The following is a 14168-nucleotide window of genomic DNA, read 5'->3' as shown; positions in this document are numbered from 1 at the left end:
TGACACACCGCTATCGCGAGCAGGCTCACTCCTACAAAGAGCCCTTCAATGGGCTCATTGAACGGTGGGCAGGTAGCCGCAACAATCGATTAAAAGTCATACTAGCCATGTCCTCACGTCATACCTTGGATCCACATGAAACGACTGCCTCCCCTGCCCGCCCTGCACACGTTTCTGATCACCGCGCAGTGCTGCAACTTCACCCGGGCCGCCGAGCAGTTGCACATCACCCAAGGCGCGGTGAGCCGGCAGATCGCCGGGCTGGAAGATCATCTGGGGTATGAGTTGTTCATTCGTCTGGCCCGAGGTCTGGAGCTGACGGCCGAGGGGCACGAATGGTTGCCGCGCGTGGAGAAGGTGTTCGGCCTGATCAGCGAAGCCACCGAGCAGATCGGCCTCAAGCGTGAAACCCTGCAACTGAAGGCGCCGAGCTGCGTGATGCGCTGGCTGGTGCCGCGCCTGTTGCAGTGGCAAAAAGAACGGCCGGACGTGCCGGTCAAACTGACCACCACCCTCGCCCATGGCGTCGACTTTCAGCGCGAGCAATTCGATGCCGCAGTGATTTATGGAACAGCGCCGGACAACTCTTCCACCGCACTGCACCTGTTCGACGAGCAACTGACACCGGTCTGTTCACCGGCATTGCTCAAAGGCCCGCCGGCACTGTCCGAACCGGCCGATCTGCAACAACACCTGTTGCTGCACCCGACCCGCGACACCCAGGACTGGAAGGTGTGGCTGACGGCTGCCGAGTTGCAGTTGAGCAATGTGAACATGGGTCAGCATTTCGAGACGCTGGATCAGGCAATGTCGATGGCGTCCCATGGGACAGGCGTAGCGATCGGCGACTGGTCGTTGATCGGCGATGACTTGCGTGCCGGGCGACTGGTGATGCCGTTTGAATTGAAGGTGAAGACGGGGCTGGCGTATTACGTGGTGGTGCCGCACGCCACGGAACCGTCGCCGCAGCTGGAGGAATTGATGATCTGGCTGGTCGAGCAGGCGCATTTGCGCTGAAAAATGTAGGAGTGAGCCTGCTCGCGATAGCGGTGAGTCAGTGACATTTACTTCGACTGACACACCGCTATCGCGAGCAGGCTCACTGCTACAGTTAAAAAGCGCGGAGCATCAATAGCCGACCGTGAAGCGTTGGCGTGAATGCTTCGGCGTTTCCACTTCGTCGATCAGCGCAATCGCATAATCGGCAAAGGTGATCCAGCTGCGTCCTTCAGCACTCACCAGCAAATGATCCTGGCCAACGCGGAACTCGCCGCTGCGCTCACCTTCGACAAACTCCGCCGAGGGCGACAGGAAGGTCCAGTCCAAAGTCTTTTCCTGACGCAACGCATCAAGAAATGCTGCCCCGGCGCTGGCTTCGGTTTTGTACTCAGCCGGGAAACCCGCGCTGTCGATCACTCGCGTGTCGTCCGGCAACAACAATGAACCGGCACCGCCGACCACCAACAGACGCGGCACACCTGCCTGTTTGAGCGGGCCAACGATAGCGCTCGCCGGCACCGTGGCGAAATGCGCGGCGCTGATCACCACATCGTGACCGGCAACGGCATCTTGCAATGCTGCTGCATCCAGCACATCGACATTCTTGCTGACCACTCCGGCACGGTTGCCGATTTTCGAAGTATCGCGGGCGATAGCGGAAACGCTGTGGCCACGACGCAGGGCTTCTTCCAGCAGTTGGCTACCGGCACGGCCGGTGGCACCAATGATTGCGATCTTGCTCATGACATTCTCCAGTTGGCTTGAGAGTGCTGCGTTTTCAGATTCGGATTACCACTGCATTTCGCCCTTGGCGACTTTCGCGCTCAGCTCCAGCGAGCTTTCCTCGCCCAGTTTCGGGTAGCGCTTTTTCATTGCCGCGATCAGCGCAGCGGAGTCTTTGGCCTTGGCCGTTTCCTGATCGAAAGCCTTAATGTAGTCGGCGGTGAATTTCACGCTGGCCAGCGAGCGGCTGCTGTCACCCAGGTAATGCCCCGGCACCACGGTTTTCGGCTTGAGGGTTTCGATCGAGTGCAGGGTTTCCAGCCAGTCGGCGTGGGATTGCGCGGTCTGGGTATCGGCCATCCACACATGAATGTTCTCGGCGACAACCACGCCACCGACCACGGCTTTCAGCGATGGAATCCACACGAAGCTGCGATCCGGCTGTTTGCCTTCAAGGCCGACCACCTGCAACTTCTGCCCTTCGAGCATCAGGCTGTCGCCCTTGAGCACACCCGGCACGATGGTTTTCGCTGGTACGTCAGCGCCCATTTTCGGGCCCCAGAACGCCAGTTTGCCTTCGACGGTTTTATTGATGTGATCCACCGTCGGTTGCGAGGCCAGCACCTTGGCATCCGGGAAAGCCTTGGTCAGGGTGTCGAGGCCGAAGTAGTAATCCGGATCACCGTGGCTGATGTAAATGGTGGTCAGGTGCTTGCCGCTGGCGCGGATCTTTTCCACCACTTGCTCGGCCTGGGATTTGCCGAATTGCGCATCGACGAGGATCGCGTCTGTCTCGCCACTGACCAGCACCGAAGTCACCGGAAAAATCGCCTGGGTGCCTGGGTTGTAGACATCAAGAGTCAGGTTGGCAGCGGCCGCATGGGCGGCGAAACCGAGGGAAGCGGTGGCGAGTAGAAAGCGTTTAAGTGTGGTGAAACCGATCATCTGTTGCTCCGGTATCCGAATGCCGTGTCTGGCGATGGGACAGAGCTTAGTTGCCTGACTCAGTACAAAAAATGCGATGCTTGAACATAGTTTGTTTCTGAAAGCGGGCAAATCATGGATCGTCTCCAAGCAATGCGGGTGTTTGTCACGGTGGTGGACCTGGGCAGCCAGTCGGCAGCGGCCGATCATCTGGATCTCTCACGCCCGGTGGTGTCGCGTTATCTGGCGGAGCTGGAGGACTGGGTCGGCGCGCGTCTGATGCACCGCACCACGCGCAAGTTGAGCCTGACTGCCGCCGGCAGTGAAATCCTCCCGCGTTGCCGGCAGATGATTGAACTGTCGAGCGACATGCAGGCCGCCGTCAGCGAACCCCACGATGCGCCGCGTGGCCTCCTGCGGATCAGCGTCAGCACCTCATTCGGCCAGGCGCAACTGGCCGATGCGATGGCGGCTTACGTCAAGCGCTACCCGGGGGTGAGTATCGACATGCAAATGCTCGATCGAACGGTGAATCTGGTGGATGAGCGGATCGATCTGGCGATCCGTACCAGCAATGATCTGGACCCGAACCTGATCGCCCGGCGCCTGACCGTCTGCCGTTCGGTGGTGTGTGCCGCCCCGGCCTATCTGCAAGAGCATCCGGCGCCGCAGCGTGTGGAAGAGCTGAGCCGGCACAATTGCCTGACTCACTCGTATTTCGGCAAAAGCCTGTGGCATTTCGAGGAGGACGGCGAACCGGTTTCGGTGCCGGTGCAGGGCAATATCAGCGCCAACGAGGCCAGCACCTTGCTGCGTGCGACGTTGGCCGGCGCGGGGGTGGCGATGCTGCCGACGTATCAGGCCGGGGTGCATATTCATTCCGGAGAATTGATTCGCTTGCTGCCTCAAGCGCAACCGCGGCAGATGAACATCTACGCGGTCTACGCCTCGCGCAAACACATGCCGGCGGCGTTGCGCAGCATGCTGGATTTTCTGGTAGAGCGCTTTCCAGAGCATCCGCAATGGGACGTTGATCTGTAAACCCGATCCCCTGTAGGAGTGAGCCTGCTCGCGATAGCGGTGTGTCAGTCGGATAGAGGGTACCTGACACTCCGCTATCGCGAGCAGGCTCACTCCTACAGGGGGGCTATCAGCGTGCTGAATGGCCGGTTACAAGCTCAAGCACACTCGCTGGCAACTCGTCGCCGCTGACCTATGCTGAAAGTAATACCGGCAGGTATACGTTCAGAGGTCGAACACCATGAACATCAAAACAAGAAGGTACTTCGCGATATTCATTACCTGCGCCGCAACGCTGGCGCTTTACGGCACGGCGGCCTGGCGAGTCGAGCAACTGCGCCAACTGCCCCGCGAATACGCGAGTTGCAACTTCGAGCGCTGCATTCCGCATAACGCCACGCTCAACGCGTTGCGCTGATGTAGCTGAAGCGAACCCTGTAGGAGTGAGCCTGCTCGCGATAGCGGTGTGTCAGTCTTCTGCAATATTGATCATGACGGCGCTATCGCGAGCAGGCTCACTCCTACAAGGGATTTGTGGTGGTTACAGATTTACTGCTCGGCCTTCAGACGGTCACGAAAAGCCTTTGGTGATATCCCCACCCTGCGCCGAAACAGGCGCGTGAAGTTAGTCGGATCGGAAAACCCCAACAACTCCGACATCTCGTAAATCGTCATGCTGGTGTACGTCAGCAAGCGCTTGGCTTCCAGCAACTGACGCTCGTGCATGATTTGCAACGCTGGCTGCCCCGCCAATTCTCGGCACGTGCCGTTGAGGTGTGACACCGAAATCCCCAGCCGATGCGCGAGGTCCTCGACCTTCACATGCTGGCGATAAGTCTCTTCGACCAGTTGAATAAATCCATTGAGGTATTCGCGTTGGCGCTGTGGTCGCTGGCTGGCGTTATGGCGCACGATTGCCTGACGACTGACCCAGACCATGATCACGCTGACCAGCGAATGCATGAGCATTTCACGAGCTGGCTGATGGCCGTTGTACTCGGCCTGCAACGCCGTAAACAGGCTGTTCAGGTAATCACCGTCCTTGCCCGCCGGATAGCCTTCAGCCCGGGCCAGCGCATGCACGGCATCGCCCAGTTGCGCTTGCAAGTGATTGATCAACGGGGTTGCCAGCGTGACGACGAACCCTTCGACGTCTTCGGAAAAACGAAAGCCATGCACCGACAGCGGTGGCAGGACTTGAATCGCAGGGGTGTGAAGTTGTGTGCGCTGGCCTTCGATCTCAAGCTCTGCCTGACCTTTGAAAACGAAGAGTAACTGGCACAGATCAGCGTGGCGGTGGGGTTTGATTTCCCATTGATGTTCGCGACTGCGTGAGGAAATGGTTTCACAGTGCAGCAAGTCAGGGGTCGGCCAGTCCAGGCTTTCACCGTAGAGCTTGAACACCGGAATCGAAGGCAGCTCGGGCTTGTTCATCACTTCAATCCAGGCCTCTTGTCTTGCGGGCGATAATCGCACCGATTGGCAGAATGTACAGGTATCGGCTCAGTTTTCACCTTCAATTGACAGACCCGCAAGGGAAAAATGCAAGCACTCGATCCATAAAAAATATTCACCGGCCTTGGTCGCGTGAAGCTTGCGAGCCATAAAAACAATGAAAACGCTGAAAACCCAAGTCGTCATCATTGGCGCCGGTCCGTCCGGATTACTCCTCGGTCAGTTGCTGCACAACGCTGGCATCGACACCCTCATCCTCGAACGTCAGACACCCGATTATGTCCTCGGTCGAATTCGTGCCGGCGTGCTTGAACAGGGCATGGTAGAGCTGTTGCGCCAAGCTGGCGTGAGTCAACGAATGGACGCCGAAGGACTGGTCCATGGCGGTTTCGATCTGGCGCTGGAGGGGCGTCAGGTGCACATCGATCTGCAGGCACTGACCGGCGGCAAGACCGTGATGATCTACGGCCAGACCGAAGTCACCCGTGACCTCATGGCCGCTCGTCGGGAGGCAGGTGCACTGTCGTTTTATGAGGTGAGCCATGTCGTTCCCCACGGCATGAAAAGCGACGAAGCCTTTGTCACTTTCGAAAAGGACGGTGAAACCTGGCGCGTCGATTGCGATTACATCGCCGGTTGCGACGGCTTCCACGGTGTTGCCCGCCAGTCGATTCCAGAGGATTGCCTGAAAGTCTTCGAACGGGTTTATCCGTTCGGCTGGCTGGGCATTCTGGCCGACACGCCACCGGTGCACGACGAACTGGTCTATGCCCGCCACGAACGCGGCTTCGCCCTGTGCAGCATGCGTTCGGCAACCCGCACCCGTTATTACCTGCAAGTGCCGGCCGAAGAAAACGTCGATGACTGGAGCGATCAGCGTTTCTGGGATGAGCTGAAAACCCGCCTGCCTGCCGCGCTGGCGGAGAAACTGGTGACTGGCCCGTCGATCGAAAAGAGCATCGCGCCGCTGCGCAGTTTTGTCGTCGAGCCGATGCAGTACGGACGGATGTTTCTGGTCGGCGACGCGGCGCATATCGTCCCGCCGACCGGCGCCAAGGGTTTGAACCTGGCAGCGAGCGACGTGAGCACGCTGTTCAACATTCTGCTGAAGGTCTACCGCGACGGTCGTACCGATCTGCTGGAGAAATACTCTGAGATCTGCCTGCGTCGGGTGTGGAAAGCCGAGCGGTTTTCCTGGTGGATGACCTCGATGCTGCATCGCTTCGATGACCACGATGATTTCAGCCAACGCATCAGTGCCTCGGAACTGGACTACTTTGTCAGTTCAGAAGCGGGCCGAAAAACCATTGCAGAAAATTACGTCGGACTTCCTTATGAGGCTATCGAATAGCCTGCTACCGACTTACACTGGCGAGCATCCCCGCTCGCCTGGCGATCTGCGGGACTCACACTGCCCGCAGGTTTTGCCCGTGACCAATCTCAATCACCCCGAAACGCCCAAACCGGCCATTCGCAGCGTGCTGGTCGCGCTGATGATGGCGATCTTTCTTGGCGCGCTGGACCAGACCATCGTCGCCGTATCGATGCCGGCCATTTCCGCTCAGTTCAAGGACGTCAGCCTGCTGGCCTGGGTGATTTCCGGGTATATGGTGGCGATGACCGTGGCCGTGCCGATCTACGGCAAGCTCGGCGATTTGTACGGGCGGCGCAAACTGATGCTGTTCGGCATGGGCCTGTTCACCCTCGCCTCACTGTTCTGCGGCATGGCGCAGAGCATGGAGCAACTGGTGCTGGCGCGGATTCTTCAGGGCATCGGTGCCGGCGGGATGATTTCGGTCAGCCAGGCAATCATCGGCGACATCGTGCCGCCCCGTGAACGCGGACGTTATCAGGGTTACTTCAGCAGCATGTACGCGGTGGCCAGTGTTGCCGGCCCAGTGCTGGGCGGCTACATGACGGAATACCTGTCGTGGCGCTGGGTGTTTTTCATCAACTTGCCGCTGGGTCTTGGCGCCTATTGGGTAGCGCAGCGCAACCTGCGCGGGCTGCCGATTCCACAACGCAAACCGATCATCGATTATCTCGGCACACTGCTGATGATCATCGGCCTGACCGCCCTGTTACTCGGCATCACGCAGGTCGGCCAAGGGCATTCGTGGCGCAGCAGCGAAGTGCTCGGGCTGTTCGCCTGTGCGGTGGTGGTGCTGGCGGTGTTTGTCTGGCACGAGCGGCGTGCACGGGAGCCGTTGCTGCCGATGCACCTGTTCGCCAACCGCAACGCCTTGCTGTGCTGGTGCACGATTTTCTTCTGCAGTTTCCAGGCGATCTCCCTGATCGTGCTGATGCCGCTACGTTACCAAAGCGTCACCGGCGCCGGGGCTGACAGCGCGGCGTTGCACTTGCTGCCGTTGGCGATGGGCCTGCCGATCGGCGCGTATTTCGCCGGGCGGCGCACGTCGATTACCGGGCGCTACAAACCGCAGATTCTGACTGGCGCGATGCTGATGCCGATCTCGATTTTCGGCATGGCGTTCAGCCCACCGGAGGCAACGTTGCTCAGCGGGTTATTCATGCTGCTCAGCGGGATTGCCGGCGGCATGCAGTTCCCGACCTCGCTGGTCGGCACGCAGAATTCGGTGGAACAACGCGACATCGGCGTCGCCACCAGCACCACTAACCTGTTCCGCTCACTGGGCGGCGCGGTGGGCGTAGCGCTGATGTCGGCGCTGTTGCTGGCGTTATTGCAGGACTCCAGTTTTGCGCATCTGGCCGGCGGTTCGCTGATGAGCGAGGGGCATTCGGGGAACGTCTTGCTGGACGGTTTGAACGCAGCGCCGGGCGACGCACAGAATGCCTTGCGCGCGGAGTTGCTGGTGACCTTCCGGCATTTGCTGTGGGTCAGTGCGGCGGTATCGCTGCTGGGCCTGGCTGCGGCGATTGCAATGCCCAACAACCTGCTGCGCGGCCGTGAGCACGGCGCCAAATAAAACAAGCACTACGAAACGCTGTAGGAGTGAGCCTGCTCGCGATGAGGGCGTGTCATACAACAATGACGTCGACTGACACACCCTCATCGCGAGCAGGCTCACTCCTACAAGGGCTGATCTTCACGGGCTGTAGTAACCGACCGCCACAAGGAAATGCCCGACCTTCTTCAGGTAGGCGTGCTTGTCCTCGACCTTGCCGGTCACCGGGTTCTTCCAGCGGTATTCATATTCGCCGTCATCCTGTTTGGCGATCAGCGCCAGAATCGGCTCGCCCACCGGTTTGCCTTCCGGGTCCTTGATCTTGCTGAAATCGGTGTTGATCAGGCGCAGATTGGTGCCATGAGCGACGTAACGCTGGGTGTCGAGATCCACCACAAACACGTACAGGTCATCCTGCAAGTAGCCGCCCTTGAGCGAATTGATCGCCGTCAGCGTGGCCTTTTCGTTTTTGCTCAGGTCAGTGGCAGCCTTGTCGAGCAGCGCTTTGGCTTGCTCGGCCGAGGCCCGTGGCAGGTAATACCCGACGGCGAGAATCCGCTGGCCGATGCGCTGATAAAACACATGCTTGCGTTCGACCTTGCCGTCGGACCAGTTCTGCCAGCGGTATTCGGCTTGTTGAATGCCGTTGCCTTCCGGCACTTTCAGGGCGTCCTTGAACGCTTTCTGCAAATCCGCCGGGAGCACTTCGCTGACGTCACGGCCAATCAAGGCTGACGATGGCCCGCCGCTGGCGAGCATCACGCCTTTGGTGTCGACCACGAACACGTAGCGATCCTTGTCGACAAACTCGCCCTGCCGGCTGAACGCGGCGAGCGCCTTGTCACCGTTGTCGTGGTAGTAGGCCAGCGCTTTTTCCAGCAAGGCGATGGCGGCCTTGCTGTCATCCTTTTCCGTGGTCGCTGCGTTGACCTGAGCGAATCCGACCAATAACAGCAAACAGAGCCAAGCGAATTTATGCACAAACCCCATGACGCATCCCTCGTTCTTGTTGGTGTTTCAAGAGCGTAGACGGGTTGGGGTGATGTATGGATATTCAGAAGGTTTCTGGAAATGACACAGTCCCCTGTGGTGAAAGGGGATTATCTGTGGTGAGGGGATTTATCCCCGATGGGCTGCGAAGCAGCCCCAATTCAAGCAACACATATTTCCTGACACACCGATCTGAATGGTTGTAGGGCTGCTTCGCAACCCATCGGGGATAAATCCCCTCACCACAGGATTTACCCACTCCACAAAAATGCTGTTCAGTTAAGGTCGGGCATTGATCTGCTGTTGCAAGTTCTGGATCTGCGCCTGAAGCGTGTTCAGGTTGCGGGTCATCTGACCGCGGAAAGCGTCGAATTCGGCAGTGTTGCCGCCACCCTGTGGCGCTGCCGGGCGGTTGTCCTGCTCGCTTTTGAGGACGACGATTTCCTGTTCCAGACGATCAATCGCCGCGCTCGGATTGCCCTGTTTCTTCAATGCGGCAATATCCGCGCCGAGGCTCTTGAACTGGGCATCGAAGCCCTTGAGTTGCGCATCGACCTTGCTGGTATCGGCCGGCGTGCTTTTCACCGTCGCCAGTTCTGCGCTCAGCGCTTTGACCTGAGCCTGCAACTGGGTATTGGCGTTCTGCTGCTCGGTGGTCTGGGCGGTCATCTGCGCAAGACGCTTGTCCAGATCGCTGGCCTGACCGGCTACACCTTGCTGCTGTTTGCTCTGGTCAAGCAGCTTGCCTTCCAGCTGTTTGATTTGCAGCTTCAAGGCTTCGCTGTCGCTGGTGACGTTGCTCTGGCTGGCCACGACCTTGCCGGAAATGTCTTGCAGGCGCCCCGCCGCTTCCTCACTGATGCGCGCGAAGCTTTCCTGAGTCGCGACCAGTTGTTGTTCCATCAGCGAAATCTGCTGGAAGCTCCACCAGGCCAGACCGATGAAAGCAAAGAACAGCGCACCCACCAACGCCCACAACGGCCCGGTACTGGCGGCCTTGACCTTGACCACAGGCGGCGTGCGCGAGTGCACGGAGGTGCGGCTGGTGGTCGGAATGTCATCGTCGTCGAAGGTGTCGGCACGCAGGCTCGGAACATCATCGAAATCGTCGTGGGCATCATTACGCATGGACATTGAGGCAACCTTTGTGAAACGCGGTGATGGCTAAATGCTGCGAAGTATAACCGCCGCAGCCGCAGGGATTGACCCTCAACCTGCGGTGCGGTTCATTGCCGGCCGGCCGAATCGTTGCAATGCGTTTCAGCGAATGTCCTGAGCCTTCCACCAGCCGCAGAACTCGTCGAGGGCCGTCCACAGGCTGACTTTCGGATCGTAGTCCAGATAATGCCGGGCGCGACTGATGTCGAGGGTGAAATTTTTTTTCATCACTTGCATGCCCAAGCGCGACAGCGTCGGCTCCGGACGCCCCGGCCAGAGTTTGCATGCGCCCTCGTTGAGCGCCGCGACGCTGTAGGCCAGCCCGTAGGAGCGGTACTTGGTGACCTGCGGGACTTCCATTTTGCGCATCACGTAATTGACCACATCCCACAACGGCACCGGCGCGCCGTTGCTGATGTTGTAGGCCTTGCCGAGCGCGGAACCGGCGGCCAGCAGACTGCTGAGCATGGCTTCGTTGAGGTTGTGCACGCTGGTGAAATCGACCTTGTTCAAGCCGTTGCCAATGATCGCCAGTCGTCCCTTGCGCTGCATGTTCAGCAGGCGCGGGAAGATGCTCATGTCGCCGGCACCGGTGACGAAGCGCGGGCGCAGGGCAATGGTTTCCAGACCGAACTCCTGGGCGCCGAAGACCTTCTGTTCGGCCAGATACTTGGTCGCGGCATAGTGATGCTTGAAGCGCTTGGGCACTTGCTCTTCGGTCAGGTTGAAGTGGTCACGGCCATCGAAGTAGATCGACGGCGACGACAAGTGCACAAGACGCCGCACCCGTTGTTTCAAACAGGCTTCGACAACGTTTTCGGTCACCTGCACGTTGCCCTGATGGAAGTCTTGATAGCGACCCCACAAGCCCACGGCGCCCGCGCAGTGCACCACAGCTTCGACGTCGGCGCAGAGTTCGCGCACCAGTTCCGGATCCGTCAGATCGCCGGGGACAAACTCGGCGCCACGGCGCACCAGATGTTCGACGCTCTCGGCCCGGCGACCGTTGACCCGCACGTCCAGGCCCTGCTCCAGGGCGAAACGCGCAAAGCGTCCGCCAATGAAGCCGCTTGCGCCGGTGACCAGAATTTTCATGCAAAACTCCAACAGAAAAGCAGCCTCAAGCATCAAGCTTTCAGCTACAAGTTTAAAACAGTGCGCAGCGCTGAACTTGCCGCTTGCAGCTTGACGCTTATGGCTGCTTCCAGGGCACCAGCCATTGCGCTGAAGAGCGCACCAGTTGCTCGGTCAACAAGCCCAGCAACTGACCGCCATTGCGCCAATGATGCCAGTACAACGGCACGTCGATCGGTTTATCTGGCAACAGTTCGCGCAACGCCCCGCGCTGCAACTGCTCGCGCACTTGCAGTTCCGGCACCAGGCCCCAGCCCAGTCCGGCCTCGGTCAGGCGGATGAAGCCCTCGGAGGACGGGCACAAATGGTGCTCGAATCCGCCATCGACGCCCAGCGAGGCGAGATAACGATGCTGGAGGAAATCGTCCGGGCCGAACACCAGCGCCGGTGTGCGCGGCAGCTGTTCGGCACGCACACCATCGGGAAAATGCCGTTCGATGAACGCCGGGCTGGCCAACGCCCGATAACGCATCGCGCCGAGCAACACGCTGCGGGCGCCCGCCACCGGGCGTTCGCTGGCACACAAACACGCCGCCACTTCACCAGCACGCATGCGCTTGAGGCCGACGGTCTGATCCTCGACGATCAGATCCAGCAACAAATGTTGTTCGGCACAGAAATCACCCACCGCTTCCGCCCACCAGGTCGCTAGGCTGTCGGCGTTCAGGGCGATGCGCAGGCGTTCCGGCAGCCCTTCTTCGTCCAGCGCTGGCACGAGGGTTTGCAGATCGCGCTCAAGCAGGCGCACCTGTTGCACATGGTTGAGCAGACGTCGGCCGATTTCAGTCGGCGACGGTGGCGTGCCGCGCACCAGCACGGGTTGGCCGACCCGCGCTTCCAGCAGTTTGATCCGCTGCGAGATCGCCGATTGCGACAGGCCCAGCACCTGCGCGGCGCGTTCGAATCCGGCCTGCTCGACCACCGCAGCCAGAGCGGAAAGCAATTTGTAGTCGAACATCAGTTTTCCTAATGAGCGATCAGCACTATTGGTTTTTCTTATACAACGTCGAGACGGAGAATAGCCAGAAAGCACTCTTTATCAAGGACTACCCAAAATGGCTGGCGAAACTTCACTCAGCACTTTGCTGCGCAGCATGAGTCCGCAGCTCAACGCCGGCGAATACGTGTTCTGCACCCTGCGCGACGGTCGGCTACCCAATGATCTGGAGATTGTCGGCAGCTTCCGCGAACAGGAAGGTCTGACGGTAATTATCCAACGCTCCCACGCCGAACAGGCCGGTTTCAATTTCGACTACGTCGCTGCGTGGATCACCCTGAATGTGCATTCGGCGCTGGACGCCGTCGGTCTCACGGCGGCGTTCGCCACCGCACTGGGCAAGGCCGGGATCAGTTGCAACGTGATCGCCGGTTACTACCACGACCATTTATTCGTCGGTCAGGCCGACGCCGAACGCGCCATGCAAGTGCTGCGTGATCTGGCAGCCAACGCGGAGTGAATCTTATGTGGCAAAGCTACGTGAACGGCTTGCTGGTGGCATTCGGGTTGATCATGGCGATCGGCACGCAGAACGCCTTTGTGTTGGCGCAGAGCCTGCGGCGTGAGCATCACCTGCCAGTCGCTGCGCTTTGTGTTGCCTGCGATGCGTTGCTGGTGGCCGCCGGAGTGTTCGGGCTGGCGACGATACTGGCGCAGAACCCGACGTTGCTGGCGATTGCGCGCTGGGGCGGCGCGACGTTCCTGATCTGGTACGGCAGCCAGGCACTGCGCCGGGCCTGCTCGAAACAGAGCATGAATCACGGCGACAACCAGACCGTGCGCTCGCTGCGCGCAGTGATGCTCAGTGCGCTGGCGGTGACGTTGCTCAATCCGCACGTTTATCTGGATACCGTTTTGCTGATCGGCTCGCTCGGCGCACAGCAATCGGTGCCGGGCGCTTATGTGGTCGGCGCTGCGAGTGCTTCGCTGTTGTGGTTTTTCACCCTGGCGTTGGGCGCGGCATGGCTTGCACCGTGGCTGGCTCGGCCGAGCACCTGGCGGATTCTCGATCTGGTGGTGGCGTTGATGATGTTCACGGTAGCGGGACAATTAATATTGGCGTCGTGATTTATTCCAAACAGCTCTGGAACCTCTATCCCACACAGTTGTTGCGTGGTTAAGCCGCTACCCCGGTGCTATGATCGGAACCCTGCGCCGCAAAGAGTAAAAACTCGCCGGTGCATTTCTGGCCGCCCGTGATCGGCCTTGCGCTCACCGCAACAGACCTGATTAGGAGAATCATCATGGCTTTCGAATTGCCGCCGCTGCCTTACGCACACGATGCCCTGCAGCCGCACATTTCCAAGGAAACCCTGGAATTTCACCACGACAAGCACCACAACACCTACGTCGTGAACCTGAACAACCTGGTGCCAGGCACCGAGTTCGAAGGCAAGACCCTGGAAGAAATCGTCAAGACTTCCTCGGGCGGCATCTTCAACAACGCCGCTCAGGTCTGGAACCACACTTTCTACTGGAACTGCCTGGCGCCAAACGCCGGCGGTCAACCAACCGGCGCGCTGGCTGAAGCCATCAACGCAGCGTTCGGTTCGTTCGACAAGTTCAAGGAAGAGTTCAGCAAAACCTCGATCGGCACCTTCGGTTCCGGCTGGGGCTGGCTGGTGAAAAAGGCTGACGGTTCCCTGGCTCTGGCCAGCACCATCGGCGCCGGCAACCCGCTGACCAGCGGCGACACCCCGCTGCTGACCTGCGACGTCTGGGAACACGCTTACTACATCGACTACCGCAACGTTCGTCCAAAGTATGTCGAAGCGTTCTGGAACCTGGTCAACTGGAAGTTCGTCGCTGAGCAGTTCGAAGGCAAAACCTTCACCGCTTAA

15 protein-coding genes are annotated in these 14168 nt (G+C 59.4%); 8 read left to right on the top strand and 7 right to left on the bottom strand.

The window, feature by feature from the left end; all coding sequences use genetic code 11:
- The first annotated feature begins 135 nt into the window (after nt 1–135).
- Nucleotides 136–1017: a LysR substrate-binding domain-containing protein gene (locus JFT86_RS13220; RefSeq protein WP_201237010.1), complete on the top strand. Its 882-nt coding sequence runs from the start codon at nt 136–138 to the stop codon at nt 1015–1017.
- 111 nt (nt 1018–1128) lie between these two features.
- Here the strand turns inward: JFT86_RS13220 and JFT86_RS13215 are convergent, their stop codons facing one another.
- Nucleotides 1129–1743 carry an NAD(P)-dependent oxidoreductase gene (locus JFT86_RS13215; RefSeq protein WP_201237009.1) on the bottom strand — a complete coding sequence of 205 codons (615 nt, stop codon included), beginning with the start codon at nt 1741–1743 and terminating at the stop codon, nt 1129–1131.
- Nucleotides 1744–1788: 45 nt separating this feature from the next.
- Nucleotides 1789–2667 (bottom strand): MBL fold metallo-hydrolase, encoded by an 879-nt coding sequence (locus tag JFT86_RS13210; protein ID WP_201237008.1) that lies wholly within the window; start codon nt 2665–2667, stop codon nt 1789–1791.
- A gap of 114 nt (nt 2668–2781) precedes the next feature.
- Between JFT86_RS13210 and JFT86_RS13205 the strand changes: the two genes are divergently transcribed.
- Entirely contained in the window at nt 2782–3687 is a 906-nt protein-coding gene (locus JFT86_RS13205; protein WP_207197109.1) for a LysR family transcriptional regulator, read from the top strand.
- Between the two features lie 220 nt (nt 3688–3907).
- Nucleotides 3908–4084, top strand: coding sequence for a hypothetical protein (locus tag JFT86_RS13200; RefSeq protein WP_008085463.1), 177 nt, complete (start codon nt 3908–3910; stop codon nt 4082–4084).
- Nucleotides 4085–4215: 131 nt separating this feature from the next.
- Here the strand turns inward: JFT86_RS13200 and JFT86_RS13195 are convergent, their stop codons facing one another.
- Entirely contained in the window at nt 4216–5100 is an 885-nt protein-coding gene (locus JFT86_RS13195; RefSeq protein ID WP_201237007.1) for a helix-turn-helix domain-containing protein, read from the bottom strand.
- 178 nt (nt 5101–5278) lie between these two features.
- On the opposite strand from JFT86_RS13195, the gene pobA reads away from it, so the two are divergent.
- Both pobA and JFT86_RS13185 read left to right on the top strand, forming a co-directional pair.
- Nucleotides 5279–6472 carry a 4-hydroxybenzoate 3-monooxygenase gene (pobA, locus tag JFT86_RS13190; RefSeq protein WP_201237006.1) on the top strand — a complete coding sequence of 398 codons (1194 nt, stop codon included), beginning with the start codon at nt 5279–5281 and terminating at the stop codon, nt 6470–6472.
- A gap of 79 nt (nt 6473–6551) precedes the next feature.
- On the top strand, nt 6552–8069 hold the full coding sequence (locus JFT86_RS13185; RefSeq protein ID WP_201237005.1) for an MDR family MFS transporter: 1518 nt from the start codon (nt 6552–6554) through the stop codon (nt 8067–8069).
- Between the two features lie 120 nt (nt 8070–8189).
- Here JFT86_RS13185 and JFT86_RS13180 read toward each other — a convergent pair whose 3' ends face one another.
- The 4 genes from JFT86_RS13180 to JFT86_RS13165 form a co-directional block, all read right to left on the bottom strand.
- A complete protein-coding gene (locus tag JFT86_RS13180; protein WP_201237004.1) occupies nt 8190–9038 on the bottom strand; it encodes a cache domain-containing protein in 849 nt (282 codons plus the stop codon).
- Between the two features lie 279 nt (nt 9039–9317).
- Nucleotides 9318–10172, bottom strand: coding sequence for an ATPase (locus JFT86_RS13175; protein WP_201237003.1), 855 nt, complete (start codon nt 10170–10172; stop codon nt 9318–9320).
- A gap of 126 nt (nt 10173–10298) precedes the next feature.
- Nucleotides 10299–11291 carry an NAD-dependent epimerase/dehydratase family protein gene (locus tag JFT86_RS13170; protein WP_201237002.1) on the bottom strand — a complete coding sequence of 331 codons (993 nt, stop codon included), beginning with the start codon at nt 11289–11291 and terminating at the stop codon, nt 10299–10301.
- Nucleotides 11292–11388: 97 nt separating this feature from the next.
- Nucleotides 11389–12288 carry a LysR family transcriptional regulator ArgP gene (locus tag JFT86_RS13165; protein WP_201237001.1) on the bottom strand — a complete coding sequence of 300 codons (900 nt, stop codon included), beginning with the start codon at nt 12286–12288 and terminating at the stop codon, nt 11389–11391.
- Nucleotides 12289–12385: 97 nt separating this feature from the next.
- Here JFT86_RS13165 and JFT86_RS13160 point away from each other — a divergent pair, with 97 nt between their 5' ends.
- From JFT86_RS13160 to JFT86_RS13150, 3 genes are all read left to right on the top strand, one after another.
- Entirely contained in the window at nt 12386–12787 is a 402-nt protein-coding gene (locus JFT86_RS13160; protein ID WP_201237000.1) for an ACT domain-containing protein, read from the top strand.
- Nucleotides 12788–12792: 5 nt separating this feature from the next.
- Nucleotides 12793–13395: a LysE/ArgO family amino acid transporter gene (locus tag JFT86_RS13155; RefSeq protein ID WP_201236999.1), complete on the top strand. Its 603-nt coding sequence runs from the start codon at nt 12793–12795 to the stop codon at nt 13393–13395.
- A gap of 176 nt (nt 13396–13571) precedes the next feature.
- Nucleotides 13572–14168: a Fe-Mn family superoxide dismutase gene (locus JFT86_RS13150; protein ID WP_042560704.1), complete on the top strand. Its 597-nt coding sequence runs from the start codon at nt 13572–13574 to the stop codon at nt 14166–14168.

This window comes from Pseudomonas sp. TH06 (genome assembly GCF_016651305.1).
Lineage (GTDB): Bacteria > Pseudomonadota > Gammaproteobacteria > Pseudomonadales > Pseudomonadaceae > Aquipseudomonas.
This window is presented reverse-complemented; position numbering and strand designations above follow the sequence as displayed.